Source organism: Tenacibaculum sp. AWR4_210 (genome assembly GCF_056160945.1).
The window spans coordinates 285,599-312,232 of record NZ_JBSWYF010000005.1; the positions used below are offsets into that span (position 1 = coordinate 285,599).

The 26,634-nt window shown below is 40.8% G+C and carries 19 protein-coding genes and 1 pseudogene; 11 read left to right on the forward strand and 9 right to left on the reverse strand.

The features are described from left to right. Window positions 1–14: 14 nt before the first annotated feature. The gene (locus ACXAG7_RS11295) at window positions 15–2,051 is read right to left on the reverse strand and encodes a ferritin-like domain-containing protein (protein WP_408045437.1); all 2,037 of its coding nucleotides are present in this window, start codon (window positions 2,049–2,051) and stop codon (window positions 15–17) included. A gap of 1,133 nt (window positions 2,052–3,184) precedes the next feature. Here ACXAG7_RS11295 and ACXAG7_RS11300 point away from each other — a divergent pair. From ACXAG7_RS11300 to ACXAG7_RS11325, 6 genes and pseudogenes are all read left to right on the forward strand, one after another. Continuing rightward, window positions 3,185–4,575: pseudogene (locus tag ACXAG7_RS11300) on the forward strand (RtcB family protein). Window positions 4,576–4,668: 93 nt separating this feature from the next. Continuing rightward, window positions 4,669–5,211, forward strand: a complete 543-nt coding sequence (locus ACXAG7_RS11305) for a hypothetical protein (protein WP_476666849.1) — start codon at window positions 4,669–4,671, stop codon at window positions 5,209–5,211. 5 nt (window positions 5,212–5,216) lie between these two features. Then, window positions 5,217–5,906 (forward strand): peptide chain release factor H, encoded by a 690-nt coding sequence (gene prfH, locus ACXAG7_RS11310; RefSeq protein ID WP_476666850.1) that lies wholly within the window; start codon window positions 5,217–5,219, stop codon window positions 5,904–5,906. Window positions 5,907–5,945: 39 nt separating this feature from the next. After that, complete coding sequence (locus ACXAG7_RS11315; protein ID WP_408045433.1) at window positions 5,946–6,476, forward strand: tetratricopeptide repeat protein; 531 nt, start codon at window positions 5,946–5,948, stop codon at window positions 6,474–6,476. A gap of 577 nt (window positions 6,477–7,053) precedes the next feature. Beyond that, complete coding sequence (locus tag ACXAG7_RS11320; protein ID WP_408045432.1) at window positions 7,054–7,188, forward strand: hypothetical protein; 135 nt, start codon at window positions 7,054–7,056, stop codon at window positions 7,186–7,188. Between the two features lie 4 nt (window positions 7,189–7,192). Next, window positions 7,193–8,293 carry a slipin family protein gene (locus ACXAG7_RS11325; protein ID WP_476666851.1) on the forward strand — a complete coding sequence of 367 codons (1,101 nt, stop codon included), beginning with the start codon at window positions 7,193–7,195 and terminating at the stop codon, window positions 8,291–8,293. A gap of 20 nt (window positions 8,294–8,313) precedes the next feature. On the opposite strand, the gene ACXAG7_RS11330 is transcribed toward ACXAG7_RS11325, so the two are convergent. The 5 genes from ACXAG7_RS11330 to metG form a co-directional block, all read right to left on the reverse strand. Then, window positions 8,314–10,401 (reverse strand): PAS domain-containing sensor histidine kinase, encoded by a 2,088-nt coding sequence (locus ACXAG7_RS11330; protein ID WP_476666852.1) that lies wholly within the window; start codon window positions 10,399–10,401, stop codon window positions 8,314–8,316. A gap of 131 nt (window positions 10,402–10,532) precedes the next feature. Then, window positions 10,533–12,659, reverse strand: a complete 2,127-nt coding sequence (locus tag ACXAG7_RS11335) for a Tex family protein (RefSeq protein WP_476666853.1) — start codon at window positions 12,657–12,659, stop codon at window positions 10,533–10,535. Window positions 12,660–12,732: 73 nt separating this feature from the next. Beyond that, window positions 12,733–14,181 carry a hypothetical protein gene (locus tag ACXAG7_RS11340; RefSeq protein ID WP_476666854.1) on the reverse strand — a complete coding sequence of 483 codons (1,449 nt, stop codon included), beginning with the start codon at window positions 14,179–14,181 and terminating at the stop codon, window positions 12,733–12,735. Between the two features lie 56 nt (window positions 14,182–14,237). Next, complete coding sequence (locus ACXAG7_RS11345; RefSeq protein WP_408045695.1) at window positions 14,238–15,140, reverse strand: histone deacetylase family protein; 903 nt, start codon at window positions 15,138–15,140, stop codon at window positions 14,238–14,240. Window positions 15,141–15,199: 59 nt separating this feature from the next. Beyond that, window positions 15,200–17,254 (reverse strand): methionine--tRNA ligase, encoded by a 2,055-nt coding sequence (gene metG / locus ACXAG7_RS11350; RefSeq protein ID WP_476666855.1) that lies wholly within the window; start codon window positions 17,252–17,254, stop codon window positions 15,200–15,202. A 176-nt stretch (window positions 17,255–17,430) separates the two neighbouring features. On the opposite strand from metG, the gene ACXAG7_RS11355 reads away from it, so the two are divergent. Beyond that, entirely contained in the window at window positions 17,431–18,519 is a 1,089-nt protein-coding gene (locus ACXAG7_RS11355) for a S66 peptidase family protein (protein WP_476666856.1), read from the forward strand. A 3-nt stretch (window positions 18,520–18,522) separates the two neighbouring features. After that, on the forward strand, window positions 18,523–18,885 hold the full coding sequence (locus ACXAG7_RS11360; protein ID WP_476666857.1) for a YraN family protein: 363 nt from the start codon (window positions 18,523–18,525) through the stop codon (window positions 18,883–18,885). Between the two features lie 44 nt (window positions 18,886–18,929). Here ACXAG7_RS11360 and ACXAG7_RS11365 read toward each other — a convergent pair whose 3' ends face one another. Together ACXAG7_RS11365 and ACXAG7_RS11370 are read right to left on the reverse strand one after the other, a co-directional pair. Further along, window positions 18,930–20,318 (reverse strand): TlpA family protein disulfide reductase, encoded by a 1,389-nt coding sequence (locus tag ACXAG7_RS11365; protein WP_408045425.1) that lies wholly within the window; start codon window positions 20,316–20,318, stop codon window positions 18,930–18,932. Between the two features lie 196 nt (window positions 20,319–20,514). Beyond that, window positions 20,515–20,874 (reverse strand): hypothetical protein, encoded by a 360-nt coding sequence (locus tag ACXAG7_RS11370; protein ID WP_408045424.1) that lies wholly within the window; start codon window positions 20,872–20,874, stop codon window positions 20,515–20,517. Window positions 20,875–20,955: 81 nt separating this feature from the next. Here ACXAG7_RS11370 and ACXAG7_RS11375 point away from each other — a divergent pair, with 81 nt between their 5' ends. Further along, window positions 20,956–21,474: a CvpA family protein gene (locus ACXAG7_RS11375; protein ID WP_408045423.1), complete on the forward strand. Its 519-nt coding sequence runs from the start codon at window positions 20,956–20,958 to the stop codon at window positions 21,472–21,474. A 27-nt stretch (window positions 21,475–21,501) separates the two neighbouring features. Here ACXAG7_RS11375 and ACXAG7_RS11380 read toward each other — a convergent pair whose 3' ends face one another. Beyond that, window positions 21,502–21,867, reverse strand: a complete 366-nt coding sequence (locus ACXAG7_RS11380) for an SPOR domain-containing protein (RefSeq protein WP_408045422.1) — start codon at window positions 21,865–21,867, stop codon at window positions 21,502–21,504. 215 nt (window positions 21,868–22,082) lie between these two features. Here ACXAG7_RS11380 and ACXAG7_RS11385 point away from each other — a divergent pair, with 215 nt between their 5' ends. Then, window positions 22,083–23,378, forward strand: a complete 1,296-nt coding sequence (locus ACXAG7_RS11385; protein ID WP_476666858.1) for a c-type cytochrome — start codon at window positions 22,083–22,085, stop codon at window positions 23,376–23,378. A gap of 31 nt (window positions 23,379–23,409) precedes the next feature. Next, window positions 23,410–26,628 carry a TAT-variant-translocated molybdopterin oxidoreductase gene (locus ACXAG7_RS11390; protein WP_476666859.1) on the forward strand — a complete coding sequence of 1,073 codons (3,219 nt, stop codon included), beginning with the start codon at window positions 23,410–23,412 and terminating at the stop codon, window positions 26,626–26,628. The last annotated feature ends 6 nt before the right edge of the window (window positions 26,629–26,634 follow it).

Here is a 26,634-nt window from a genome sequence, read left to right on the forward strand (position 1 = left end):
TGGTTTAGCATTTCTTAGGTTGAAGGCGGCATTGCCAATCGGATATCACTGTCATTAGGACGTGTATTCGATACAGGAGTTCCGCGTTGTTCCATGACTTTTGCATAGGCTTTCCAGGCAATTTCGTAAACAGGGTCTCCTGTTTTGTAGTGAATTTCACCAATGGGCGCTGAGCTAAACTGAGGCTCTGGACCGTAATTGTAGACTTGCATAATTTGACGGTCTCCTGCACTCGGTTCTGGGTAGAGTTGAGAGGCAGAAATAGGTACGGCACAACCACCGAGTCCGCCACATTTGTTATTGGCTGGAGCGCTCATAAGTGTTGTACTCGAATCTGTGTTGTTGGCGGGTGTACTTTGACTGCAACTACCTCCGCCTTTTGTGCTTTGTACAAAACCACAACCTCCTTGCGTTTTACAGCCATTTGATCCTTTGCAGCTGTGAAATATTCCAACATCAGCTGCTGCTTCGGGATTGTGAGGCCCCATTAGGTTCATTCCTTGGCAAGCGTGGTATAAGTGATCATTAGCAAGCGGTTTCATATTGAGTGAAAGTTGAGGTACTTTACCGGTAATTGCCCAGCATATGGCCACGCGATCACCGGAACCGAACATAGCGGGATTTGGGAACTCAGTAGTGTTCCCTTTTATTTTCCAGTATTCATTGAGTTGGGTGGTGATCCCTTTAAGCGTTCCTACTGCGGCTAGGCTCAGTGTTTCATAGGTTTCCGCTGCATTGCTATTTTTTAAATTATTCAGGGCATCGGCCACTTGCTGCGCCGTAGGAATATCGTAGGGAGAACGTTTTCCAGAGGGATTGAGCATAGCCGCTGTCCAAGCATTGAGATTGTTTTCATTTTCTTTGTGCCACTGATCCCAAGTTTGGTAGCCTGGTTTTTCAAGCAGTTCACGAACCTGCGCAAATACCTCGTAATGATCGATAGCTCTGGCTTTAGAACGGGCATAGGCCTGTCCGGAAATAGCGGTCTGTTTACCCGCGCTATTGTACCCGGGATAGTCCTTTTTAAGCGCTTCGGAATCGGGCTGGAATCGTTTTGAAACGGCATCGTAGGGGGCAAAAATTTGCCAACGATCATTGATGCTTTGCACAACGCCATTTCCTTCTCCTTGATCTGTAATAGCGTTGATCATGTTTTTAAACTGGTAGCGAATATCACTGAGTTCTTCTAATTGTGCATCGATACCAGGGTATTCTTTTTTAGGGTGGTTATCGGTTTCACGATTAAATTGATCTCGTTGTTGTGCCTGCTTTTTTTCGTTCATCAAGATTCCCAGAAGCGAACTACCATCGTCATAGGTGATTTCCAAGTAACTCCAATAACAGAGGTACATATGACCTATTGACCCAAATAGAGGAAGGTCTTTTTCGGAGTATGCTGGTTGCCACCAGTCAAAGGGAGCTTCTTCGAAATACTTTGCTTCGGCACCTCCTGGGAGGTATTTTGGGTCGATGTGCTTTGCTGCTTCCGTTTCCGTTTCTTCAATCGCTAAAAACAATTCTATTTGTTCCCGATTCATGGCGGCGAGTTGTACGCTAAGCTTACTGTAAGCACCGTTACAGTCTTTAAAATCTAAGATGTGAGGTATTTGTGTGCCTTGGTAGCAGGTCCAGCCATAATGGTCACTTTGTAATGCAGGACTGGTGAAATTGGGAGTAAAACTCAGCATTGCTGACATATTAGCGGCCAATTGTAGGTGTAGCATTTCTTCGATGAAAACACTAAAAATTAAATTAAAAGCGCGAGCGTTGTAATCGCTGTCATCGGGGTTTGCCACCGGAGCAGCACCAGGCCAATAGCGGCCTTCATAAAAGTTACTGTCTTTGGAGGTAATTTGATGCATGCCCTGAATGGAATACATAGAGCACATGTACAAAGGGATGGTAAATAATTCGACGTTTAGAGCAGCCTGAGCAATGGCTCGTATACAAGAGAGATCTGCAGCTTTATAGGCCGAAGCTCTCTTTTTTATACGTTCTTTTTGAAACTGGAAGGAACGTAGTGATGTATGCAGTTTTTTTTCAGTAATCATAAGGAATTTGTTAGGTTTTTGTTCATTGTAGTGTTGAGGTATGGCTGTGAAACTGCCGGACTTTTTCCAGTTTTTTATGTAAAATAGTACTGAATAGAGATGGGGAATGTGGATAATGAAAGAAGGGTTTCATATTCTGGGGGGATTTTAATTGCGGTAAAATTTATTGTATTCGTACCCTAAAGGAAGTGGTGTGAGCAGTGGATTTTTTGTAAATCCATAAGGGGTCTTTCGTACTTCTGGGGAGGGCCTCTATGCAATTTACTGGAATTCCACGCACGGCGCAATAAGGAAAAACCCTTGATTCTGAAAAGGGGTTTTGCCTGAGAAACTTCGTTCTGTACTCCCTCGAATAAACAAAAGTTTTCAGTATTAGGAACTTATTAGAATTTTGTGCATCTTTGCCCCATTCATTAACCAAAGAAAGAATTTATACCAATGATCATACTAAAATATACATATCAGGACGCCATCATGCGATTTGATGAAGCATATTTTAGGTAGAATTTCATCATATAAAAGTCTTAAAGCGTCCAAATTTTTAATTTGGACGCTTTTTTTTTAAGAAATTTTTGAAACCTAATTGAAGGCTTACATCAGTTATAAAAGAAGAGAGTTGCCCTTAGGTCAACACTTTAGAGTTTCTGCAGTTTGCGGGGTGGGAGCGTATATGCTATTTTCAAAGTATAACTATTTGTAAATCAATAAAATAAGTGGATTTAAATTTGCGAATTATAAAAAAACAGGTCATCTTTGCACCGCAATAATGCAACAAAACAATTTAAAAACGAAGTACCTATGTTTCAAATGAATACAACTATTGGCATCTGTAGAAAAGATCTAGGATCGATAGCTCAGATACTTCGCGATTACTTTACTCATCAATAAGATAGCTACTATGCAAAGTAATCCGAAGAACTAAGGTTTCGGATTTTTGTATAGACACTACTGAGGTATCTTACCATTTTTCGAAACAATTTTTTGTTAATGTACGAGCAGTATATACCTGCAAAGGACAAGGCATGGCTAATAGTTTAGCAGGGTCGCATACGTCGGGGACTAGTCTAACTCGTACAGTATTGTAATGTATAACAGCAGCGCTATGAACTGCTGTGGAAAAACACGCCTATACCATGGGAAAAAGATTAAAAGGGAGAGACCTCATTCAGTTGGGGTTTCCACAAAACAACACGATTAATATAGCCTTAGGGCAACTAAACAGATATAAGAAAAAGGAAAAGAAAGCGCGCATTTTGGAAGAAGCGAAGGAAGTGCTTCTTGAGCCCGAACGATTTATGGGCGATGCGATATGGGGGAAAATTGCGGAAGGTTTGATAAAGCCTATCGAATTGCAGATGCACAAGTTAAACAGTACGAGAGCGCCGTTTAGCATCTACGGAGAGAATGAAATTGATGAACAGGCGAAGTTCCAGTTGTACGATGCCTTAAAACTGCCGATAGCAAAAGCAGGAGCGCTTATGCCCGATGCCCACGTCGGATACGGATTGCCTATTGGTGGTGTGTTGGCCACAGAGAATGCAGTAATTCCGTATGGTGTTGGCTTGGATATTGGCTGTCGCATGAGCTTGAGTGTTTTTCCGATGAAGGCGAGCTATTTGAAAGGGAAACAAGGACAATTTGAACACATTTTAAAAGAGCATACCAAATTTGGGATGTACGAGACCCATCGTAAAAAAATGGATCACGAATTGTTCGATCGCCCTGAGTTTCGAGAGGTTCCCTTATTAAAAAAGCTAAAGATGAAGGCCTATAACCAGTTGGGAACTTCTGGAGGTGGTAATCACTTTGTAGAGTTCGGTGTAGTGACCATTAGCGATTACGATGAACGCTTTGCTTTAGAACCGGGAGAATACGTCGGTTTGCTGAGTCACAGTGGTAGTAGAGGACTCGGGGCTAATATCGCTAAGCACTATAGCTATTTGGCAACGAAACAATGTCCATTGCCCAAACATGTACAGCATTTGGCGTGGTTGGACTTGGATTCGCACGACGGACAAGAGTATTGGATGGCTATGAATTTAGCAGGAGACTACGCAACCGCTTGCCATGAAAATATCCATACCAGAATTGAGAAATTACTGGGTTGCAGAGCCGTATCACGCATTGAAAACCATCACAATTTTGCGTGGAAAGAAATGCATAAGGGGTCGGAATTGATTGTGCACAGAAAGGGAGCAACACCGGCAGGGAAAGGCGTGCTGGGGATTATTCCCGGCTCTATGACTAGCCCTGGGTATATCGTACGCGGTTTGGGAAACAGCGAAAGTTTGTACTCGGCTTCTCACGGAGCTGGCCGTAAACACTCGCGTAGGAAGTGTAAAGAAACGTTTACAAAGAGCAGTGTAAAACAGCAGGTGACGCAACACGGAGTATCGGTAATCGGTGGAAGTGTTGAAGAACTCCGATGGCCTATAAAAACATTAAAAAAGTAATGAACAATCAGCGGGAATTAGTGGAGGTTCTCGGAACGTTTACACCAAAGATTGTTCGAATGGATGGCTAGTTGGGCGTTCCCTTTGGGGCGGGCTATTGGTAGTCGCTCTCGCTGAGGAGCTCCACAAAACCGCTATCCCTAACGCATAAAAAAGTAAAAATTATGGAAGAAATACAGATAAATACGAGACAAAGAGCTCTTTGGCCTGCTCACTTTATAGAAAAAGGCCTCGAAATTTTAAACGTTTTACAACAATGGGTCATAGTATCAGGAGGTTGGGCCTGGCATTTTATGTCTGCCGAAGATCACCCAGAATACAAACAGGCTCACGATCATAAAGACATCGACATTTTTGTCACTCCTGACAACCGAGCACTCGTTACACAGCTTTTGTGCGCTGCAGATTTTGAAAAGGTAATGACACCGTATGACCGCCTAGTGACAGACAGTAAATACAGGCGTTATGAAAAACGAGATTGGTTGGCAGACGGTACCCAGTATACTTTGGTCATTGACTTTTTTGAAATCGATGCAATACCAACGGTTCAAGTTGGTAATTGGACCTTGGTACACCCTGAAACGCTGCTAAACCTGTACCAAAGCGTACAGAGTAGCCATCAATGTTGGGCAGTGAGAAATGCGAGAGCGTTACAGGAAAATGATGAAATGATCGTTGGAAACCCGTTGTTAACACAATTGCCATAGTAATAATGGAATCAACAATAATTCAATTGACAGCCGCCCGTGGCCCTGTAGAGTGCATGTGGGTAGTTGCAAAAGTGTTAAAAGAACTCCTAAAAGAGCTAGGGACAAATGCTATCCGCTATGAGATAGTACAAAAACAAAATGGTATAGAGAACGGTACTGTGAAGTCAGTAATCCTTCGTTTAGAGGGAAATCAAGTCAAAAAAGTGGTTGCCCAATGGAAGGGAACTATTTGTTGGATTGGAAAGTCGACCTATAGAAAACACCATAAGAGAAAAAACTGGTACATCGCTTGTTTGGAACTCGAAACAACTCGTGTAGTTGCATGGAATGAACGGGAAGTGACGTTTCAAGCAACGCGTAGTTCGGGTCCTGGAGGACAACACGTAAACAAGGTAAGCTCGGCCGTTAGAGCTACCCATGGACCTACGGGAATCCAAGTGCTGGCCAGCGATAGCCGTTCCCAACACCAGAATAAGAAAATTGCACTGGAACGCCTTCGAAATAAGGTACAGTGTTACCTCAGTGAGCAACTGGAAAGTAGTTTGCAAACACAGTGGAAAAATCAAATTGATCTCCAACGAGGAAATCCGGTAAAGACCTTTACAGGAGGTGATTTTAAGTGCAAAAAAACAAACAAGTCTTTCAAACAACAGCGCGCTAAGCTGAAGAGAGATTTAAGAAATGAATTTTAATTAAAAAAGTACTCGTTGTGGTACATAAAGAGTAGTAGTATGTCAACCTTAGTAAATAATTATATCTATAAAGCATTAGATGCCTATCCTTACGATCTAGAAGCAGCAATGGAGGCCTTGGAGTACGCACTGGCGTATGACGACAAAAACTGGATGGCGCTCTTGCTAATGGGGCGCATTCAATTTGAGGTATTTCAGGATGCTGAGAAAGCCATCTCTTATTATCGAGAAGCCTTGGCAGTAAATATACATGCCGTACAGGTATATCCCTACTTTTTTAAGGTTTTGTTGCGACAGGAAGATTTCCAAGCCCTGGCTAGCTTGATCGATTTTGCCATGGGTATCAAAGGAATCGATAAGGCTGAAGTGTATAAGACAAAAGCCTTGGCATTTGAACGCCAACAGCGTTTTAAAAAGGCTTTAGCCGAATTAAAGCAGGCAAAGCTCCATTGTTATGACGAAGATAGTACCGAAGCAATAGCTCGTGAAATTTCGAGAGTAAAGGGGAAGCTGCCCAAGAAAAAGAAGAAGAAAAGTTTGGAAAAGAAAAAAAACACCAAGAAAAAGTAAACTATTTTCTACTGCGCATAATGATTGCGCAGTAGGGTGTGAAGTTTGCATAGAATTTGAAAAAGAAATAGCGTCGTAAGGGGAGAATTGCTAGAAAAAGAACCGTGACCCGTAAGTCACAAAATTATTAAAAAGAAAAACAGTTATTGAAAACTGTGAAAAATACTAAGGAAGTCCTGTTGAGTGTTTCTGTAAGGCACCATTGCATACTCGCATGCCGAGAGGTATTTGCGTTGTGTGTTCAGCTTGACTTAGAGGTTTGTTGTTTTCCAAAAAACAAACTCCACCAATTACGTAGGTTCAAATCCTACCCTCGAGCAATCGAGGTGGCAGAGCGGCTATGCAACGAATAGGAGATTCGTGATAACGGTGCAGGTTCGAGTCCTGCCTAGGCAAGGCCTAGTAACTCAATTGGAAGAGTCCTACTTTTTTATAGTAGTAGTGGAAAAAGGGCATCAACTTTTAAAACTGATGATTTCAAAAGGAAGGCGTGTTTCGTGAGTTTTTCGAAACACTAAACAAGAAGCCTTGAATATTGTAGCTAACGGTATGACAGGCAAAGAAGGAAAGCAAGTCAATGGCAGGAGCCTTAGGGAGCGTTGTTCACTTGCCAGAAAACGGAGTCCCTCGTATGGTTACCGCACTGTTCCGCTTGTTGTTTAGCACGAATGCGCATTTCTTTAGTAAAAGTAGAGAAGAAAAGAAAAAATAGAAGTATGAAAAGAATTAGGGTAAACAAAGGGTTTGTAGGTTTGGTATTTAAAAATGATGATTACCAACGCATAGTAACTGCAGGAAAACATTGGCTTAATTTTGGAGAAGAGGTGCGCTACTGTAACAAAGCTAAGCTTTTTGGGAGCGAAGTGGCCTTAGAGGTGTTTTTGGAAGATGAACACTTTCGAGCTCAAATAGAGTTGATAGAAGTTCCTGATGGATGTTTGACTTTAGTCTTCCAAAATGGAAACTACTGGTTAGCCTTGGATGCCGGGCGTCATGTGTTTTGGAAGGGCTTGGTACATAGAACCTATGTTACCTACGATATGAATAGCACCGCTAAGATTACCGAGGTAACAGGGAGTTTGTTAAAAACTATAGATATACAATACAGAATGCGAGTGTTTGAAGTTGCGAGTTACGAAAGGGGATTGTTGTTTATCAATGATGAATTCTGTGAGGAATTGGAGCCTGGAATACATCGGTTTTGGCAAAATGAAGCGGGAATTCGCGTACTGAAAACCGATGTGAGAACCCAGCAAATGGAAGTTTCAGGTCAGGAGTTGTTAACCAAAGACAAGGCGATGATTCGCGTAAACTTTTTTGTGAACTACCAAGTAGTCGCGCTCAAAACAGCCTTGTTGAAAAACAAAGAATTTGAACGTCAGTTATACGTGGCAGCCCAGTTGAAATTGAGAAGTTTTTTAGGGGGGTATACACTTGATGAGGTGCTCGAAAAGAAAGAAGAGTTGGGAGCCGAAGTTTTTGAAGCCCTTCGCGAAGTTGGCGATGCCTTAGGCGTGGAAATCATAGATACGGGTATCAGAGACGTTATTTTAACGGATGAAATGAAAGAAATCATGAATCAAGTGTTGGTGGCACAGAAAGCCGCTCAGGCTAACAGTATTACCCGACATGAAGAAACGGCGGCTACGAGGAGCTTGTTAAATACTGCCAAGCTTATGGAGGAGAATAGTATGTTGTTTGCCTTAAAAGAAATGGAGTACGTAGAAAAAATTGCCAGTAAGATTGGAGCTATTTCTGTAGCCGGAAACAGCAATGTACTCGCTCAATTAAAAGACGTGTTCACCGTAACGAAATAGCTCAGAAATGGGCTGTTTTTTTACTGTTTAGGAAGGGTGAAATAGAAGGTCGTTCCTTGTTGTGGTGTGGAGTCGAGCCAAATTTTTCCCTGATAACGGTCGATGATTTTTTTTACGATGGAGAGTCCTACACCGGTAGAGTCTTTGTGGTTTTCCAGCTGTTGGAAAATCTCAAAGATTTTCTTGTGGTATTTCGGAGCGATACCAATTCCGTTATCGGCAATACTAAACTGCCAATGCGCACCCATGTCTTGACAGTCTATTTCAACTTTTCCTTCTTGTTTATCACAGTATTTTATGGCATTGCTCAACAAATTTTGAAAGAGCTGATGCAGTCTAAAGCGATCTAGTTTTACTTGTGGTAGTTGGCTTTTGATTTCAATGTTTATATGGTCAGGAACATAGGCTGTTTTGATCACTTCGCGGACGAGTTTATCGAGATGGATATTTCTCGACTGTGTGTTGATTTGGTCGATACTGGCATATTGTAAGATTCCGCTAATGAGTTGATCCATTTTATCGGCCTGAGCAACGAGTAAAGCACTGTGTTCGCTAATTTGTTCGTTAGGATTACCTTCGTTTTCTTCCTGAATCCAGTGTGCGAGTGCATTGATGCTTCTCAAGGGCGATTTCAAATCGTGTGAAACAATATGGGCAAAATCTTTAAGTTCTTTATTACTCTTGGTTAAATCTTCCAACAACGCTCTGTTCTTTTCATCAGCCTCCTTGCGAAGAGCGATGTTTAAGGCACTTTTTAACTGGGTAGCAGCTAAACTGGCAATTGTTTCGAGTGTTTTTAAATGGTAGGCATTAAAATAATCTTTAGCGGGGTGTTCCGAATCGATGATTCCGATAACGGTACCATCGGCAATAATAGGAACAGCGATTTCCGAATAACGAATTTTATCGTCTACGATATACCGCGAATCTAATGTGGTGTCTGCGATGATTTCAGGAGTTCCTGATTTGGCAACTGATCCTACAATTCCATTGCCTATAGGTATTTCAAGTTCATTAGCAATTGTACGTACATCGCTTAACTTTTCACCATAGGCGGCAATTTGTTTGAGCGTTCCTTTTTCTTGGTCTACCAAATAGATTACAAAATCTTCAAAACCTAAGAGTTCGGTGGTATTGGTGGTAATTTCCCAAGCTATTTCGTATATGTTGGTCTTACCTAAAATTGAGCGCATTAAGGTGTTTAGCGCTTTGAGGAGATTTTGGTTTTGTAACTCCTCAGTAATATCTTCAATGACAGATACCTGAAAATGTTCTTTTTGGTAATTGTTTTTTACTATCGAACGGTTTGTTTTGGTCCAAAGTGATTTTCCTGAGGAGGTTCTATAACGCTGTAATTGCGTTGATTGGTCAATGGCACCTAAATTCAGTAATTGTGTTTGATAGTGGTTGGAGGCATCTTCTTCAATAACCAGCTCACTTAACGTAAGCTCAGAAAGTACAGCTTTAGAATATCCTAACAACTTTTCAAAGGCCTTGTTGGTTTGAATAATGCGATCGTCCTGGGTAAGTACTATTCCTAAGGAGCTGTTCTCAACGATGGCGTTGAGGTGGTCTCGTTGTTCTTGTATCAAGTATTGCTGTTTCATAGAAGGAGTGATATCCCTTATGATTCCTTGTGCAAGTGTGGCCTGTCCGTCGTCATCGTAGAGGATGTTGCTGTTGAGGTCAATCCAGCGCAGTTCTTTTTTGTAGTTGTATACGCGAGCACGGAAGTTTTTGAGTTTACCTTTTCGTTTAAACTTCTCAAAGGTCTTGATAGCAAAGGGAACATCATCAGGATGGATAGATCGCAAAACGTTAAATGAGGCTTGTAGGGTGGGTTGACCAAAAAAATGCTGGGCAGCCTCGTTCATTCGAATGACATTTCCTCTGAGATCTATGAGAACGTAGGGATCGATAATCGTTTCAAACAGGGTATCTAACTGCAGGTGCTGTTGCTGCACAATAGTGTTGAGTTTGTGCTTGGCCCTGTTGAGTTGCTTTTGTTTGTTGTCGAGCTCTGTGGCTTGATGCTGTAACAAAAGCAAAGCCTCCTCACGCGAAAGGTGTTCAAACCCGTTTGATGATTTTAATTCTACATATTCCATAATCCCCCGATTTAGTACAATTTGTAGTTTGTAGTAGCTAATAGACGTTAAAAGTACGACAATTTAATACAGTTCTCCGATACGTTAGCTTGGTTGCTTTTCAGTATCGTCGAACTGTAAATAAGTGTCGTTTATTGGAAATTCATACTCAGTTGGATGCGTTTACGTCCCAAATCAACTTCCAAAACTTTCACTTGAACGGTTTGATGTAGCTGGACGTGTTCGTTGATATCTTGTACAAAGGTGTTGGCCAAATTGGATACGTGTACCAAACCACTTTCTTTAATTCCGATATCCACAAAACAACCAAAGTTGGTGATGTTGTTTACGATTCCGGGCAATACCATGCCCGCTTTAAGATCTTCTATGGTTTTGATGTCATCGCTAAAACTAAAGGCTTTGGCTTTCTCTCGCGGATCCAGTCCTGGTTTTTCTAATTCCTTGACAATATCTTGTAGTGTAGGCAAGCCGTAACTCTCAGTTACGTACGATGATAATTTTAACTGCTTTAACAAGCTGCTGTTGCCGATTAGGTTTTTAACGTCTGTACCTAAATCTTTAGCCATTTGTTTGACTAAGGCGTAGCGTTCTGGATGGACAGCCGAATTGTCAAGCGGGTTAGTACCGTTTTTAATTCGTAAAAACCCAGCTGATTGTTCGAAGGCTTTACCTCCTAATCGAGGAACTTTTTTAATGGCTGTTCGGTTTAAAAAGGCCCCGTTTTCCGTTCGGTAGTTGACGATGTTTTCTGCGAGTTTAGGACCAATACCCGATACGTAACTCAAGAGTGAGGCACTGGCTGTATTGATATTCACCCCAACCTTGTTTACGCAATGTGCAACGACACTGTCCAGTGATTTTTGCAGGTTAGACTGATCGACGTCGTGCTGGTATTGCCCAACTCCAATAGACTTTGCTTCAATTTTTACCAACTCAGCTAAAGGATCTGCCAAACGCCTTCCAATAGAAACGGCACCGCGAACGGTAACGTCGTGGTCTGGAAATTCGTCGCGGGCAATTTTTGAGGCTGAATAAATTGAGGCTCCAGCTTCGCTCACGACAAAAATTTCGACTTCTTTAGGCAATTTGAGCCCTCTAACTAAGCGCTCGGTTTCTCTAGAGGCCGTACCATTTCCAATGGCGATGGCTGCAATCTCGAATTTTTTAACGAGGTGTTCTATGGTGTAGCCCGCTTCCGCGCTATTTTTTTGTGGTGGATGTGGAAATATGGTGGTGTTGTAGAGCAGGGCACCTTGCTCATTTAAGCAAACAACTTTACATCCCGTGCGAAATCCTGGATCAATAGCTAAAATGCGCTTTTCTCCGAGGGGAGCTCCTAGGAGCAGTTGTTTTAAGTTTTTTGCAAAGACTAAAATGGCTGCTTCATCGGCCTTTTCTTTGGCTAATTTTATAGCTTCCGTACTCAGTGAAGGAAGTAGCAATCGCTTGTAGGCATCATCGATAGCGAGTTGCACCTCGGCACCTGCTTCATTGTTTCCACGAATTATTTTTCGATCTAGTTTTTCCAATAAACGATCATCGTCAAGTGCTATCTTCACGCGAAGATATCCTTCTTTTTCGGCGCGCATTAAGGCGAGCATGCGATGCGAAGGAATGCGCTTTAAAGGTTCTGACCAATCGAAGTAATCTTTGTATTTCTGAGCGTTTTCATCGTCCTTTTGTTTCGCGATCACTTTTGTTGCAATTCCTGAAAACCTAGACAATTCAGTTCTAACCACTTCACGGACGTCACTGCGTTCATTGATCCACTCTGCAATAATATGTCTAGCCCCTTCTAGAGCTTGCTCAGTGCTGCTAATCGCACCTTTTACAAACCCTCCTGCAAGACTTTCAACATGGTCGTTTCGCTGTGCCATGAGTTGTTTTGCCAAGGGTTCTAAACCGTTGTTTCTCGCAGTTTCTGCTTTGGTTTTACGTTTTTTCTTAAATGGTAAATACAGGTCTTCCAAAGAACTTAAGCTGGTGGTTTCCGTGATCTTTTTCAGAAGTTCAGGACTGAGCTTTTCTTGTTCTTCAATGGCCTTTAAAATGGTTTGTTTTCGTTTTTCGAGCGCTTCAAATTGCTCTTTTAGTTGTACGATTAAACCAATTTCCACTTCGTCGAGATTTCCGGTGCGTTCTTTTCGATAACGGGCGATAAAAGGAACCGTACAATCTTCCTGTAGCAGTTCAACGGTATTTGCTATTGCTGTTTTCGCAATAGAACATTGTGAGCTTATATAACTGATAAGTTGCATACGTATGATAGGTATTTAGCCAAAAAAACTCACCTGATAGGAGGTGAGTTTGCTAAGATACTAAAACCGAAGTTTAGTAAGTGAACTTTTTAAGCATGTAGGTTTTTCGAGAGCTACGGTAGTCGCCTTTGATATAAAAATCTTGATATTTGAATATCGTTTTGGCTTTACTCGTGTACGTTGGCTGTTTTTTGATTTTTTCAAAAACGTTTTCCATGGGCTTGTCTTGGGCCAAATGCTCAAAGTTTTGATCAAATACACATTCTATACGTGTTGATTTAGTTTGTGTATAACGGTGGTAGGCCATAATGGTTGGGTTAAAGATAACCGTAGTAGCTCCGAATTGTCCTATCGGCATTCCAAAACCTGCCATCGGTACCCCAAAACCGCCACCTCTTTGTATCTTTTGAGCGCCTCCGATAGTAAACTGATAATTTCCTCTGATTTTAATTATGGAAACACCGATTTTTTCAGCCGTAATTTTACGCAAAAACTTTTTAGTTTTCTCAAACTCACGGTGACTGGCATAGGTTCCTCCTTTCTGGATAATTGGGCCATTTTTGAAAGGGATCTTATCTTTTTTAGTAAAGGAGTAGGTTTTGATGATGTTTTTTGTTTTTACATCTCTCAATTGCAACGTGAAAACTTCTTTATCGGCAGCTATCTGAGCGAGTAGATTGTCGTATAAAAACGAGTTGGTTTTTTTACGATTGGTTTTTATATTTTGGAGTGGAAGGTCAAAGCTCGTTTTACTCAGTTTCTTTGTAAGTAGGTCGAGTGTTATCATTTGTGTCTCCTTTTTATAGGTGTCAAAGGTGATGATGAGCTTGTCTCCTTGTACATACATTTTTACGGGTTCAGAGGCTGTTTCTATAGCATTCGGGGTATCCTTTTCAAATTTCGAAATAAATATGGACCCTTTATGTGAAATTGTATACAGTGTTTTAGCGATAGAAGTGGGTCTGCCCTTGTAGTTTAAAATGGACGTTCCTTGAAGGTTAATTTCTTTTTTTGAGGGAATTCCTTGGTTGTTGAACTCCGTTAAATAGAGTGCTCCAGTAGTTTTATTTCCAGTTAAGAAATAGAGCTTTTCGTTGTGGTTAAACGTTTGGAACAAGAGCTCTTTTTTAGCGAGCTCAAATTCATTCGCACTCGTTTTTTGGGTGTCGAAAGAGAACAAGATACTGCTAAATTCATCTCGATCCTTGTTGGATAAAAATATACGGTAATTATTGCCTTCGATTTGCGAGCCAATAAGCACCTTATACTTTCGTTGCTTGGTATTCGATTTTAATTGATCGATGCATTTAAAATTTTTGTCTAGCTTGTAGGCATAGGCATTTTTTGCATCCGCAATAATCATTCCTATTGCACCGGTTTTTTTGTGGACAATAGGCATGACGTCTTTGATGTTTGTACCGTTGGTTTTTAAAGAGTTTTTGAATTCTGCTAAGGTTGCTTGAGCAAAAAGTTGTGAGCAGCACAATAAGCCCAGTAGGCTGAGGAAAATAGTTTTTTTCATATTCAATTATTAATGTTTTTCTTTTTGTAATTACGAAAATACAATTTTTTTAACCGTTAGAAAAATAGCTCTTGGGCTACACGGTAGGTGTTGGCATGTGCATTGACGATGGTGTTGATGTTTTCTGAATACCCACCCCCCATGCTACACACCACGGGAATTTGGTGTTGTCGGCACAGTTCCAGTACAAAGTGATCTCGCTCTTTACATCCTTCTATGCTGAGGTTGAGCTTTCCAAGTTTGTCACTAGCGAGTACATCTACTCCTGACTGGTAGAAGATGAAATCGGGTTGCTGCTCTTGGAGTAAGCGGGGCAGTGTATTTTTTAAGGTAGTGAGATAGCTGTGGTCTTCCGTACCCGTAGCTAAGGCAATATCTAAATCCGATTGTTCTTTATGGAAGGGATAGTTGCTTTTGCCGTGCATGGAAAAGGTGAAGACACTGGGATCGTCTTGAAAAATTTCAGCAGTTCCATTACCTTGATGGACGTCTAAATCCACGATGAGTATCTTTTTTGCTTGGCCTTGAGCTTGTAAATAACGAGCTCCTATGGCTTGGTCGTTGAGCATGCAAAAGCCTTCTCCGCGATCGCTAAAGGCATGATGAGTTCCGCCTGCGATGTTCATGGCAATTCCGTATTCCAGGGCGTATTGCGTGGCTTTCATGGTACCATCTGCAATGACCATTTCACGCGCTACCAATTGTTCCGTCAAAGGAAAACCAATTTTGCGTTCTTCTTTTTTGGAGAGGGTAATGTTTAGTAGGTCATAAAAATATTCCGGTGTATGTACACTAAAAAAGTGTTTGGTATTCGGTATTTCGGGAACAAAGAAATTATCAGGGGCACAGGTACCTTCAAAAAGCAATTGCTGTGGCAGCAAATCGTACTTGTCCATCGGAAATCGATGTTTGGGAGGTAAGGGGTGTTTGTAAATTTCGTGATAGGCTATTTTTAACATGTGCTCGGTAGGGATAAAATTAAAAAAAGCCTCCATAATAGAGGCTTTTGCTAATGTGTTTAGGATACGATAGATCCGTTAATGACCTTGCCTGTTGGCTCCATAAAGGCGAGTTTTCCTTCAGGAGTATCCGTCATTAAAATCATACCTTGGCTTTCTACGCCTCGTAATTTTCTCGGCGCCAAGTTGCACAATACTGTTACTTGTTGGCCAATAATGTCTTCGGGTTTAAAGCTTTCGGCAATTCCCGAAACTATGGTGCGGGTGTCTATGCCAACATCTACCGTTAATTTGAGTAGTTTTTTTGTCTTTGCTACTTTTTCGGCTTCAATAATGGTTCCAACACGGAGGTCCATTTTGGTGAAGTCGTCAAACTCAATAGTATCCTTTTGGGGTTCTACTTGTTTGTTTGCCGCCTCATTGGCCTTTTTAGTGGCTTCTAGCTTATCTAACTGTGCTTGAATAGCGTTGTCTTCTATTTTTGAGAAAAGCAATTCTGATTTGTTAATTTGATGACCAGCAGCTAATAGTACTGATTTGTCAGCAACGTCGTTCCACGTCAAGCTCGGATCAAGAGCCAACATGTTTTTGAGCTTCGTTGAAGTAAATGGTAAAAACGGTTCTGATAACACAGCAAGTCCAGCTGCGATCTGCGAGGCTACATACATAATGGTTTGTACGCGTGCTTCATCAGTTTTAATGACCTTCCACGGCTCTTCGTCTGCAAGGTATTTGTTACCCAAACGGGCTAAGTTCATCATTTCTTGCGAAGCTTCTCTGAAGCGATAGCGCTGAATAGATTTAGCGATGCTGTGTGGGAATTCTTTGAGTTGTGCTAATACGTCTTCGTCCAATTCAGTGAATTCATTCGGTGTCGGAATTACCCCTTTGTAGTATTTGTTTGACAATACCACGATGCGGTTGATAAAGTTACCGAAAACAGCTACTAGCTCATTGTTGTTCTTCGCTTGGAAATCTTTCCAAGTAAAATCGTTGTCCTTGCTTTCTGGTGCATTTGCCGTTAAGGTATAACGCAAAACATCTTGTTGATTCGGGAAGTCTTGTAGGTATTCGTGTAACCATACAGCCCAATTTTTAGAAGTTGAAAGCTTGTTTCCTTCTAGGTTTAAAAACTCATTGGCAGGAACGTTTTCTGGTAGTATATATTCTCCATGAGCTTTGAGCATGGCAGGGAAAATGATACAGTGGAATACGATATTGTCTTTACCGATAAAGTGTACCAGCTGGGTATCTTCACTTTTCCAGTAATCTTCCCAGTTTTTACCTTCACGTGCTGCCCATTCTTTGGTTGCAGAAATATAGCCGATAGGAGCGTCAAACCATACGTATAATACTTTTCCGTCAGCACCCTCAACAGGTACAGGAATTCCCCAGTCCAAATCACGAGTTACGGCGCGCGGGCGCAATCCGTCATCTATCCATGATTTTACCTGACCGAGTACATTGGGTTTCCAGTCATTTTTATGACCTTCTAAAATCCACTCCTTTAAAAAAGCTTCGTGCTTGTCTAAGGGTAAGAACCAGTGTTTGGTTTCTTTGAGTGTTGGTACGTTGCCGGTAATTGCAGATTTTGGATTAATCAAATCAGTGGCATTGTGGCTCGTTCCACATTTCTCACACTGATCACCGTAACTTTCTTCGTTCCCACATTTAGGACAGGTACCGATAACAAAACGATCTGCCAAATATTGATTGGCTTCTTCGTCGTATAATTGTGCTGTTACCTCTTCGATAAATTCACCGTCCTCGTAAAGTTTTTTAAAGAAATCAGAGGCAGTATCATGGTGAATTGGTGCAGAAGTTCTAGAATAATTGTCAAATGAAATTCCGAAGTCCTGAAAAGAATCTTTGATAATAGCGTGGTATTTATCAATGATGTCCTGCGGACTTACACCTTCTTTTTTAGCGCGCATGGGAATAGCAACTCCGTGCTCGTCAGAGCCACAAATATAAGCTACGTCATTTCCAGTGGCTCTCAAAAAACGAGCATAGATGTCACCAGGAACGTAAACTCCGGCTAAATGACCAATATGTATAGGACCGTTGGTGTACGGTAAAGCTGCTGTTATTGTATATCTTTTAGGTGTGTTCATGTATTTTACGCTAAAAATTAAAGCGCAAAAGTACGAAAAACCAATTTTTTATACTCAGAGTTTTTAGATACATTTACTTTGGTGCACTGAACACCTTTCGAGACGTGTAGTCGAAAAGGGGAGCAGTTCGTATATTTGGTGTACAAACCCGTTATTAACATAATTTGAAGACTCCCATGAAATACTTGTTGTTTTTTTCACTTTTAGGATTTATTTTTTCTGCCCCCAATCCACAAAAACAAATGGAGTTTGAAGCCGATCAACTGTCCGCGACCAGTGAGACTTCAATGGAGACGCTCGTAATGACGAAACACAAAAAACAAAAAATGGGAATATTGACAGATACTACTGCGGTTATACCACCGTATTTAAAACAAGGAGATACCATAGCTTTAGTAGCACCTGCTGGAATTTTGAAAAATAGGAAAGCTGTCATTGACAAAGCTGTAAAGCTCGCGAATTCATGGGGCTTGGAAGTGCAGTTGGGAAAACACCTATTTGATCAAGGCAATCATTTTGCCGGGACCGACGAGGCGAGAGCTCAGGATTTCCAAGCCGCTTTAGACAATCCGAATATCAAAGCCATATGGTGTGCAAGAGGAGGGTATGGTTCCGTGCGAATTTTGGACCTACTCGATTATTCGACCTTTAAAAAACATCCGAAATGGATTATTGGATATTCCGACATTACAGCGTTCCACAATCATATTCACAACATGGATATTGCTAGTTTACACGCAATGATGGGAACCAGTTTGCAGGATGCTCCAGAAACTATTCAAGAAACCATTCAAAGTTGTAAAGACGCCCTGTTCGGAAACTCGATATCGTATCAAATTCCATCGTCTCCCTATAACAGAACAGGAACCGCCCAAGGAGTACTCGTGGGGGGAAACATCGCTATTTTAGCTTCGATGCTCGGTTCGTCAAGTCAACTTGATACAGAGGGCAAAATTCTCTTTATAGAAGAGATTGGCGAGTACAAGTACGCCATAGATCGCATGTTGCAAAGTTTAAAACGAGCTGGATATTTTAAAGGATTGAAAGCGGTTGTCGTAGGAGGTATGACGAAAATCAAGAAGAATTCTACACCCTGGGGGAGCCGTATTGAACGGTTGATTTTGGAGGTAGTTCCTGCTGATATTCCAGTACTCTTCGATTTTCCAGCAGGTCATGATAAGGATAACCGAGCTTTGTATTTTGGAAAGCGCATGTCACTAACGGTAGCAGCATCAGGGAAATTATCAACACTTAAATTTGAGTAAGGGATGTATACTGCAAATATTCTAGGTAAAGAAGGAGAAGATTTTGCCTTGCAGTATTTGCTAGCTAAAGGATTTACACTACGCGTAAAAAATTATCGATTTCGAAAAGCAGAAGTTGACTTATTGATGATGGACGGAGAGGAACTGGTGGCCGTTGAAGTGAAAACTAGGTCGTCTGAACTTTTTGGGGCTCCACAAAATTTTTTATCCGCACAGCAGCAACGACGAATTGGACAAGCAGTGAATGCTTATGTCGAGGAGCACGACTTGTGCTATGAGGTGCGTTTCGATATCGTAGCACTGTGTAAAGAAGCTACGGACTGGACCGTTGAACACATAAGGAATGCCTTTTACTATATAGACTAAAAGAAAAAAAGCCGGTACTGATGTACCGGCTTTTTAGTGAGTTATTATTTTTCCTCTTCTTTACCGAGGTTTTCAATAAACTTTTTCAAGTCTTCGATTTTGTTTGGAACACCGATGATTTTTTTGTCTTTATCTAAAACGAAATAAGTTGGTGTCGCATCGATTTTGTAGGTTTTGATTACCGGGTGCTCTAAGGGACCATCTGCGTGAGTTCCCATAATATTGTGCCATCCGTCTAATCGCTTTGCAAAGGCAGGGAAGTTTTTATCGTTTTCTTCCATGGCAAAAGAGATTACCGATAGTTTGTCAATTCCTTTAGAGAAGCTGTGTACTTCTGGAACTTCCTTAACACAGTGAGGACAGGTAGTACTCCAAAAGATCATTAAATAGTAGTCACCGTCATTTAATCCGGACAAGCTGTATTCTTGGTCTCCTTCCTTCCAATTGAAATCAGGAGCAACACGCCCAACTGAAACCAATAACTCGTCTAATTTCTTCTTCTTGAATTCAGCATCAGCATTTGACAAATCATCGTAGTACTCGCTAAACAACCAATCGACGATTTCAGAATTTCTCTTATCGGTAAATGTGATGATTAAAAATTCTAGAATTTCCTTTTTAACTTTTTTGTTAGAAATAACATCCATCACTTTGTCAATTGACTTCTTGTGCAATCCTTGTTGTGTTACTTGGTCATCTGAAAAGTTCAAATAGAATACAAAGTCATTAACGCGATCTACTAGAAAAGAAGAATTGTACAATACCTCGTCGTCAAAATCTACGTATTTGAAGAAATTGTCAACAGTTGCTTCTAGGTATTCTGGCATTTCGTCAATTACTCCTGAAGAGTTGTAGCGCTGCGAGGCCTTGATGAAATTGTAGGCCAACATTCCTTCCGACTTATTTTCGTACGATTCTTGTAGGTCTTCTTGTTGACTTACTAATTTCTTGTACGCTTTTTTAACGTCTTTCGAAGGATTCTTCAAATATTCCAATTGTTGAGCATCAATCTGCTTTTGCAAATTTTCATAAGCTTCGTTGTATTCGTTAAAAACCTTGTTCTCGCGCGAGCTGGTATAAACGATAGATTCTTCTGGATATTTTGGATTGAAGATAAACTCGATGTTTTCCTTATTGAAAATAAAATCTACAAATCCAGCTCCTTTATTTCTGTAGGTAACTCTGTAGGCTCCTGGCTCTGCATTGTTCGGCAATTCAAAAGAGAATTTACCTAATATCTGTTTGTCAGCACCAACGCTGATTGTATCGAATTTAATAGTTGTGTTTGTGATGTACTTTGGTTTTACACCTTGTAACTTGTGAAGCATTACCCAATCACTCTTCTCAGGAGGAGTCATGGTTCCTTTAATCGAATACTGTGCTTGTACCACTGAAGTAGCAAGAACGAGTAAGCATACTAATTTTTTCATCATAATGTGTTGATAAAGTTAATTTTAAGGGTTTTGTTTTGCTGTTTTGTTTACCTACTTTCAAGAAGTGTACCAAAATTATAATTTCTTTATTTTCTGCTAATTCAAACAACAAAAAATCACTCAGTAAATATATAACAGTTTGTTAGAATAACAAGGGTATTTGCTTTATAATTCCAACAATACCCTCGAGAGATTTTTAATTTTCGAAGAATCCTAACTCCGTAAAATAATGTACGATAGCTTCTTTCATAAGCACCGTTTGTTCACCAGGTTTTAAATTGGGAAGTTCGTTTAAAGTTTTGTAATGCGGCCATCCGTCGGGGTCAAAATAGTCAAATTCGTAGTAACCATAAGGTTCTAGTAACTTGCATATGGCGATGTGCATCAGGTTTATTTTTTCGTCTTTTTTGAATTTTTGAGCGCCTTTTCCCAGCTCCTGAACGCCTACTAGGTAGATAACGCTATCGATATCGAGGGTGTCACCGTCTGCAAATTGTTCCGAAAGTTTGTGAACGACGGTTTCCCACTTTTGTTTTATGTCTGTTTTTTGATCCATGTCTGTGTAAAATGGCAAAGATACAAATGAGTTAACTATATTTGTCCTTATCGGTCAAAGTAACCGTTTAATTCAAAAATTATGCACACATTTGATATTATTATTGCGGCATTGCTCTTGTTTGGCTTTGTCAGAGGTTTGATGAAGGGGCTCTTTGTGGAAGTGGCCTCGTTGGTGGCATTGATCGCAGGAGTATATGGGGCCATTCACTTCTCGTATTTTATGGGCGATTGGCTAAAGACAAGTGTGAGCTGGGATGAGAAATACATTTCGCTAGCGGCTTTTGCAGGAACTTTTATCATTATCATTATCGCGGTGGCTCTGCTGGGTAAACTGCTGACAAAAATTGCCGATTGGAGTGCCTTAGGCTTGCTCAATAAAATTTTAGGAGGTGTTTTTGGCCTGCTGAAAATTGGCCTGATTTTGAGTGTACTCTTTATCTTTTTTAGTAAGATGAACAATACGATTCCCTTTGTGACGAAGGAGCACTTGGAAGAGTCAATTTTATACGGCCCGGTAAAAGAGATAGCGCCGACTATTTTTCCGTCGATCATCAAAGGAGATCGAATAGAACTGCCAGATACCGATCTTACAGAATAAAAAAAAGAAGTGCCTAGCACTTCTTTTTTATTGTAAGGGAACTACGATAGCTCCGTCAAATTTTTCGCGTATCTCATTGAGTGCTCTGTCGGCGTCCAAGCGCGTTTTGTAATGACCGACTTGAATTTTCCACTCTGGAGCATCGTATGCTAAATAGGTTGCCGTTCCCGGAAATTCAACTTGAAAACGGTAACGCGTGCTCTTGGCGCGTTTTTCCAATCCATTGTATAATTGGATGCGGAATCCCTCTTTATGGGTTTTGTTATAGCTGCGTTTTTTCTCGATGAGTTTCGCTATTGCTTGCGTGTTTTTATAGCTTGCCTGACTTTGGGCAAAGAGCGCACTCGTACCCAAGAAAACGAGTAAAAATACGAGGTAATGCTTTAATTTCATGGTTTCTTAAACTTTTTACAAAAGTAACGACTTACACAGGAATAGATTGTTGGTGATAGTTATTTAGAATTAGTATAAATTACCAATTAGGAAAGTCTTAACATTTCACAATTTAGAGAGAAGTAGTACTTTTGTGCAACTTTCTGTAGCCTGTTTTTTTGGCTGGTTTGCAGAAGGAATTGTACCAAAATAGATACAAATTTATATTTTAAAGTATGAAAAGTGTGAAACATCACAGTAAATTAACTCGAACACTCTTACAGAGTTTAGCTTTCTTTTTAGTCTTTTTAGTGAGTTCTTCTGTCTATTCACAAGATGTGGATATGGCACGTCAAAAGGAAGGAAAAAAATTATTTAAATCGCTTTGTTCTTCTTGTCACAAGCTCAATAAGAGGGTAGTAGGACCTGCTTTGGGAGGTGTAGAAGAGAGAAGAGAGAACGACTGGTTAAAAGCATGGATTAGAGATAACAATGCGTTAAGAGCTAGTGGAGATAAAGATGCGATTGCCATCTACGAGGAGTACAAACAGTCAAACATGACGGCGTTTCCTACGTTGACGGACAAGAATATCGATGATATTTTATACTATACCACCGTAGGTGAGATTAAACCTAAGGGTGAAAAATCTAATGGTGGTGTTTCAGTAGCTCCTGTGAAGGATGCTGCTCCTAAGTGGTTGATTTACATTTTGGCAGCGGCAATTGTTGTAGCGTTCTTGATTATTGGTAGTTTGTTAAAGACCATCAGTGAGTTGAAAGGTGCGCCAAAAACGCCAGGCTTGTTAGGGCAAGCAGCAGAGTTGTGGAAGGGGATTAAGCAAAATACGTTTTTACACGTGTTGTTCGCTATTTTCGGTGCTTTGGTAGCAGCGTATTTCTTATTCGGAACCTTGTTTAAGGTTGGTGTAGATGAGGGGTATCAGCCAATTCAGCCAATAGCGTTCTCACATAAAATTCACGCTGGAGATAACAAGATTGACTGTCAGTACTGTCACTCTGCAGCGAAGCACAGCAAGCACTCAGGAATTCCTTCTGCGAATGTTTGTATGAACTGTCACAAAAATATTTCTGAAGTAGCAGATGATACCCGTGTTGTCATGGAAGATCGCGTGCTAGGGAAGAAAGAATTAGATAAGGAAATCGCTAAGATTTACGAAGCAGTAGGATGGGATGCAGATAACCTGGAGTATACAGGAAAAACCAAGCCTATCAAATGGGTTAGAGTTCACAATTTACCAGATTTCGCATACTTTAACCACTCTCAGCACGTAACTGTAGCAGGAGTTAAATGTCAAAAGTGTCACGGTCCAGTAGAAACTATGGAAGAAGTATACCAGTTCTCTCCTTTGACTATGGGATGGTGTATTGACTGTCACAAGGAAACTAAAGTTGACTTGAAAGGAAATGAGTACTACGCTAAAATTCACAAAGAATTGGCTGCTAAGTACGGGGTAGAGCAAGTAACAATTGCGCAGTTAGGAGGAAAAGAGTGTGGTAAGTGCCACTATTAATCAATTAGAAAGTAGAAAAACACGTATATAAATGGCTTCAAACAAAAAATACTGGCAAAGTGTTGAGGAACTAAAAGGTAGTTCTATTGTTGAAACGCTACGTAACAATGAGTTTGTACAGGATATCCCTACAGACGAGTTTTTAGGTGATAAAGAGACTTTAGAAACATCGTCAACTTCACGTAGAGATTTCTTAAAATATGTTGGATTTACCACGGCAGCAGCTTCGTTGGCAGCTTGTGAAGGTCCCGTAAGAAAGTCAATCCCTTATGTAGTACAACCTAATGATATCGTTGTAGGAGTTGCAGATTGGTATGCTACTACAATGGCAGATGGGTTTGATTTCGCAAACGTATTAGTAAAAACAAGAGAAGGGCGTCCTATTTTAGTGATGCCAAACAAAGAGGCAGGAGCAGATATCAACGCGAGAACGGTGGCATCTATTTTGTCTTTATACGATGAGAAATTACGCTTAAAAGAGCCTGTAAAAGCTGGTGAGAACACCACTTGGGAGGCTGCTGATAAGGCGATCATTGCTCAATTAGAGTCTTTTAAAGAGACGAACCAACCTGTGGTTTTATTAACAGGTACCTTGGCGAGTCCTTCTACTGAGAAGGTAATCGCTGATTTTATCGCAAAATATCCAAATGTAAAGCACGTAACTTATGACGCTGTTTCTGAGAATGCAACGTTAGAAGCGTTTGAAGCAATGTACGGAAAGCGCGCTTTGCCAAAGTACGATTTTAGCGATGCAAAAGTAATTGCTTCGGTAGGAGCAGACTTCTTAGGAGATTGGCAAGGTGGTTTTGAAAAGAGCTACTTAGACGGAAGAAGAGTGAAGTCTGGTAAAATGTCTTACCACGTGCAGTTAGAGGCTAACATGTCGTTAACAGGTGCAAATGCAGACAGGCGTATCGTTTTAAAGCCTTCACACCAAGTGTACGCTTTAATTACCTTATACAACGAGATTACAGGAGCTAACTTAGCAACCAAAGCAACGAAAGCTGATAAGCAAATCAAAGCGTTGGCTGTTGAGTTAAAGAAAGCTGGATCAAAAGGAGTAGTAGTTACCGGATTGAATGACAAAAACGCACAGTTACTTGCTTTTGCAATTAACAAGGCGTTACAAAGTGATATCATCGACGTAAATACGCCGTTGTACACGCGTCAAGGTAACGATACAGAGGTAGCGCAGTTAGTAGCTGATATGAATGCTGGAAAAGTTGCTGGTTTAATCACTTATAACGTGAATCCAGTATATACGCTACCAAATGCAACTGAGTTTGTTGCAGGACTTAAGAAATTAAAATTGTCAGTTGCTTTAGCAACACAAAACGACGATACGGCGGTTGCCATGAACTATAGCTTACCAACACCTCACTATTTAGAATCTTGGGGAGATGTAATGGTAGAAGAAGGTTCATACGGTTTAATGCAGCCAACAATCCAACCTATTTTCAATACACGTCAACTTCAGGATATCTTATTAAAGTGGTCAGGTAGTACTGTAAACTACTACGATACTTTAAAAGAATTCTGGGCAACCAATGTTTTAGGAGGTAAATCTTGGAACCAAGCCTTGCACGACGGAGTATTCAAAGTAGCATTACCAGAAGTAGAAGCACCGGCAGAATTACCTGTTGTTGATATCGCACAAGTGGCATCAGCGTTAGTAGCTGCAAACAAGGAGTCTGACTTCGAATTGAACTTATTTACGTCAGTAGCTTTAGGAGATGGTAAACAAGCAAACAACCCATGGTTGCAAGAATTACCAGATCCGTTAACAAGAGCTTCTTGGGATAACTACCTAACCATGTCGAAGAAAGATGCAGATGAGTTAGGTTTTGATAATCCAGTAAAAGATAACGGAGCCATTGACGGAAACTACGCGGAGCTTACTGTAAACGGTGTTACTGTTACGGTACCGGTAATCGTTCAACCAGGTCAGGCGCCAGGATCATTCGGAATGGCACTTGGATACGGTAGAACACACGGATTAAAGAAAGAAATGCAGGTAGGTGTTAATGCATACCCGCTTTATAAAGATGGTAAGAACGTTCAATACAACGTTAGTATCAAAAAGGTTTCAGGATGGCATAAGTTTGCTTGTATTCAGGTACAAAGTACTCTAGCAGGTCGTCACGATATCTTGAGAGAAGCATCGTTAAAAGATGTAAACAATACTTCATTAGATCCTAAGCACACTTGGAACAAGCCGTTCATGGTGTCTTATGACCACAAAGAAGTTGAAGGAAGTACGATTGACTTATGGGACGAGCACGATCGTTCTATCGGACACCACTTCAAATTATCGATTGATTTAACTTCATGTACTGGTTGTGGTGCCTGTGTAGTAGCGTGTCACGCTGAAAACAACGTACCAGTTGTAGGTAAAGATGAAGTTCGTGTAGGTAGAGATATGCACTGGTTGCGTATCGATCGTTACTACTCATCAACAGTACAGGACGATATGACGCTTGACGAGTTTAAAGCGGCTTACAAGGAAAAATTAAGAGAGAAATACGCAACCTTAGCTACTGCTGAAAAGTACAAAGATTTAGATATCGAAGCTAAAGTTGAAAAGGAAATGTCTAGCATTGCTGATCAGGAGCTTGAAAGAAAGTATACTGAAGATGTGTTAGGATTGAGTAAAGGTGATTTATTTGAAGCCTTGGAAAACCCAGCTGATAATCCTCAGGTAGCTTTCCAACCAATGATGTGTCAGCACTGTAACCATGCTCCATGTGAGACGGTATGTCCAGTAGCAGCTACATCACACGGTCGTCAAGGGCAAAACCAAATGGCATACAACCGTTGTGTAGGAACGCGTTACTGTGCGAACAACTGTCCGTATAGAGTTCGTCGTTTCAACTGGTTTAACTATGCTAATAACGATGAGTTTGATTTCAACATGAACAACGAATACGGTAAAATGGTATTGAACCCAGACGTTGTTGTTCGTTCTCGTGGAGTTATGGAAAAATGTTCTTTCTGTATCCAGTCAACTCAAGAAGTAATCTTAAGAGCTAAGAGAGAAAATAGAGCCGTAAGAAAAGACGAGTTTAACGATGCTTGTGCTTGTTCTGCAGCTTGTTCTTCAGGAGCTATGGTATTTGGAGATGTTAACAATCCGGAAGATCCAGTAACTCCATTAGTAGAGGATAAGAGAGCTTTCCACGTGTTAGACTACATCGGTTCGCAACCAAACGTAGTGTATCAAGTGAAAGTAAGAAATACAAACGAAGCTTAATAATAA

Coding starts and splice junctions, on each gene's coding strand:
- ACXAG7_RS11355 (WP_476666856.1), top strand. CDS start 17,431: ATGAAATACTTGTTGTTTTTTTCACTTTTAGGATTTATTTTTTCTGCC.
- ACXAG7_RS11375 (WP_408045423.1), top strand. CDS start 20,956: ATGCACACATTTGATATTATTATTGCGGCATTGCTCTTGTTTGGCTTT.
- ACXAG7_RS11305 (WP_476666849.1), top strand. CDS start 4,669: ATGGAAGAAATACAGATAAATACGAGACAAAGAGCTCTTTGGCCTGCT.
- ACXAG7_RS11295 (WP_408045437.1), bottom strand. CDS start 2,051: ATGATTACTGAAAAAAAACTGCATACATCACTACGTTCCTTCCAGTTT.
- ACXAG7_RS11325 (WP_476666851.1), top strand. CDS start 7,193: ATGAAAAGAATTAGGGTAAACAAAGGGTTTGTAGGTTTGGTATTTAAA.
- ACXAG7_RS11320 (WP_408045432.1), top strand. CDS start 7,054: ATGGCAGGAGCCTTAGGGAGCGTTGTTCACTTGCCAGAAAACGGAGTC.
- ACXAG7_RS11390 (WP_476666859.1), top strand. CDS start 23,410: ATGGCTTCAAACAAAAAATACTGGCAAAGTGTTGAGGAACTAAAAGGT.
- ACXAG7_RS11315 (WP_408045433.1), top strand. CDS start 5,946: ATGTCAACCTTAGTAAATAATTATATCTATAAAGCATTAGATGCCTAT.
- ACXAG7_RS11330 (WP_476666852.1), bottom strand. CDS start 10,401: ATGGAATATGTAGAATTAAAATCATCAAACGGGTTTGAACACCTTTCG.
- metG (WP_476666855.1), bottom strand. CDS start 17,254: ATGAACACACCTAAAAGATATACAATAACAGCAGCTTTACCGTACACC.
- ACXAG7_RS11340 (WP_476666854.1), bottom strand. CDS start 14,181: ATGAAAAAAACTATTTTCCTCAGCCTACTGGGCTTATTGTGCTGCTCA.
- ACXAG7_RS11370 (WP_408045424.1), bottom strand. CDS start 20,874: ATGGATCAAAAAACAGACATAAAACAAAAGTGGGAAACCGTCGTTCAC.
- ACXAG7_RS11335 (WP_476666853.1), bottom strand. CDS start 12,659: ATGCAACTTATCAGTTATATAAGCTCACAATGTTCTATTGCGAAAACA.
- ACXAG7_RS11360 (WP_476666857.1), top strand. CDS start 18,523: ATGTATACTGCAAATATTCTAGGTAAAGAAGGAGAAGATTTTGCCTTG.
- ACXAG7_RS11385 (WP_476666858.1), top strand. CDS start 22,083: ATGAAAAGTGTGAAACATCACAGTAAATTAACTCGAACACTCTTACAG.
- prfH (WP_476666850.1), top strand. CDS start 5,217: ATGGAATCAACAATAATTCAATTGACAGCCGCCCGTGGCCCTGTAGAG.
- ACXAG7_RS11380 (WP_408045422.1), bottom strand. CDS start 21,867: ATGAAATTAAAGCATTACCTCGTATTTTTACTCGTTTTCTTGGGTACG.
- ACXAG7_RS11365 (WP_408045425.1), bottom strand. CDS start 20,318: ATGATGAAAAAATTAGTATGCTTACTCGTTCTTGCTACTTCAGTGGTA.
- ACXAG7_RS11345 (WP_408045695.1), bottom strand. CDS start 15,140: ATGTTAAAAATAGCCTATCACGAAATTTACAAACACCCCTTACCTCCC.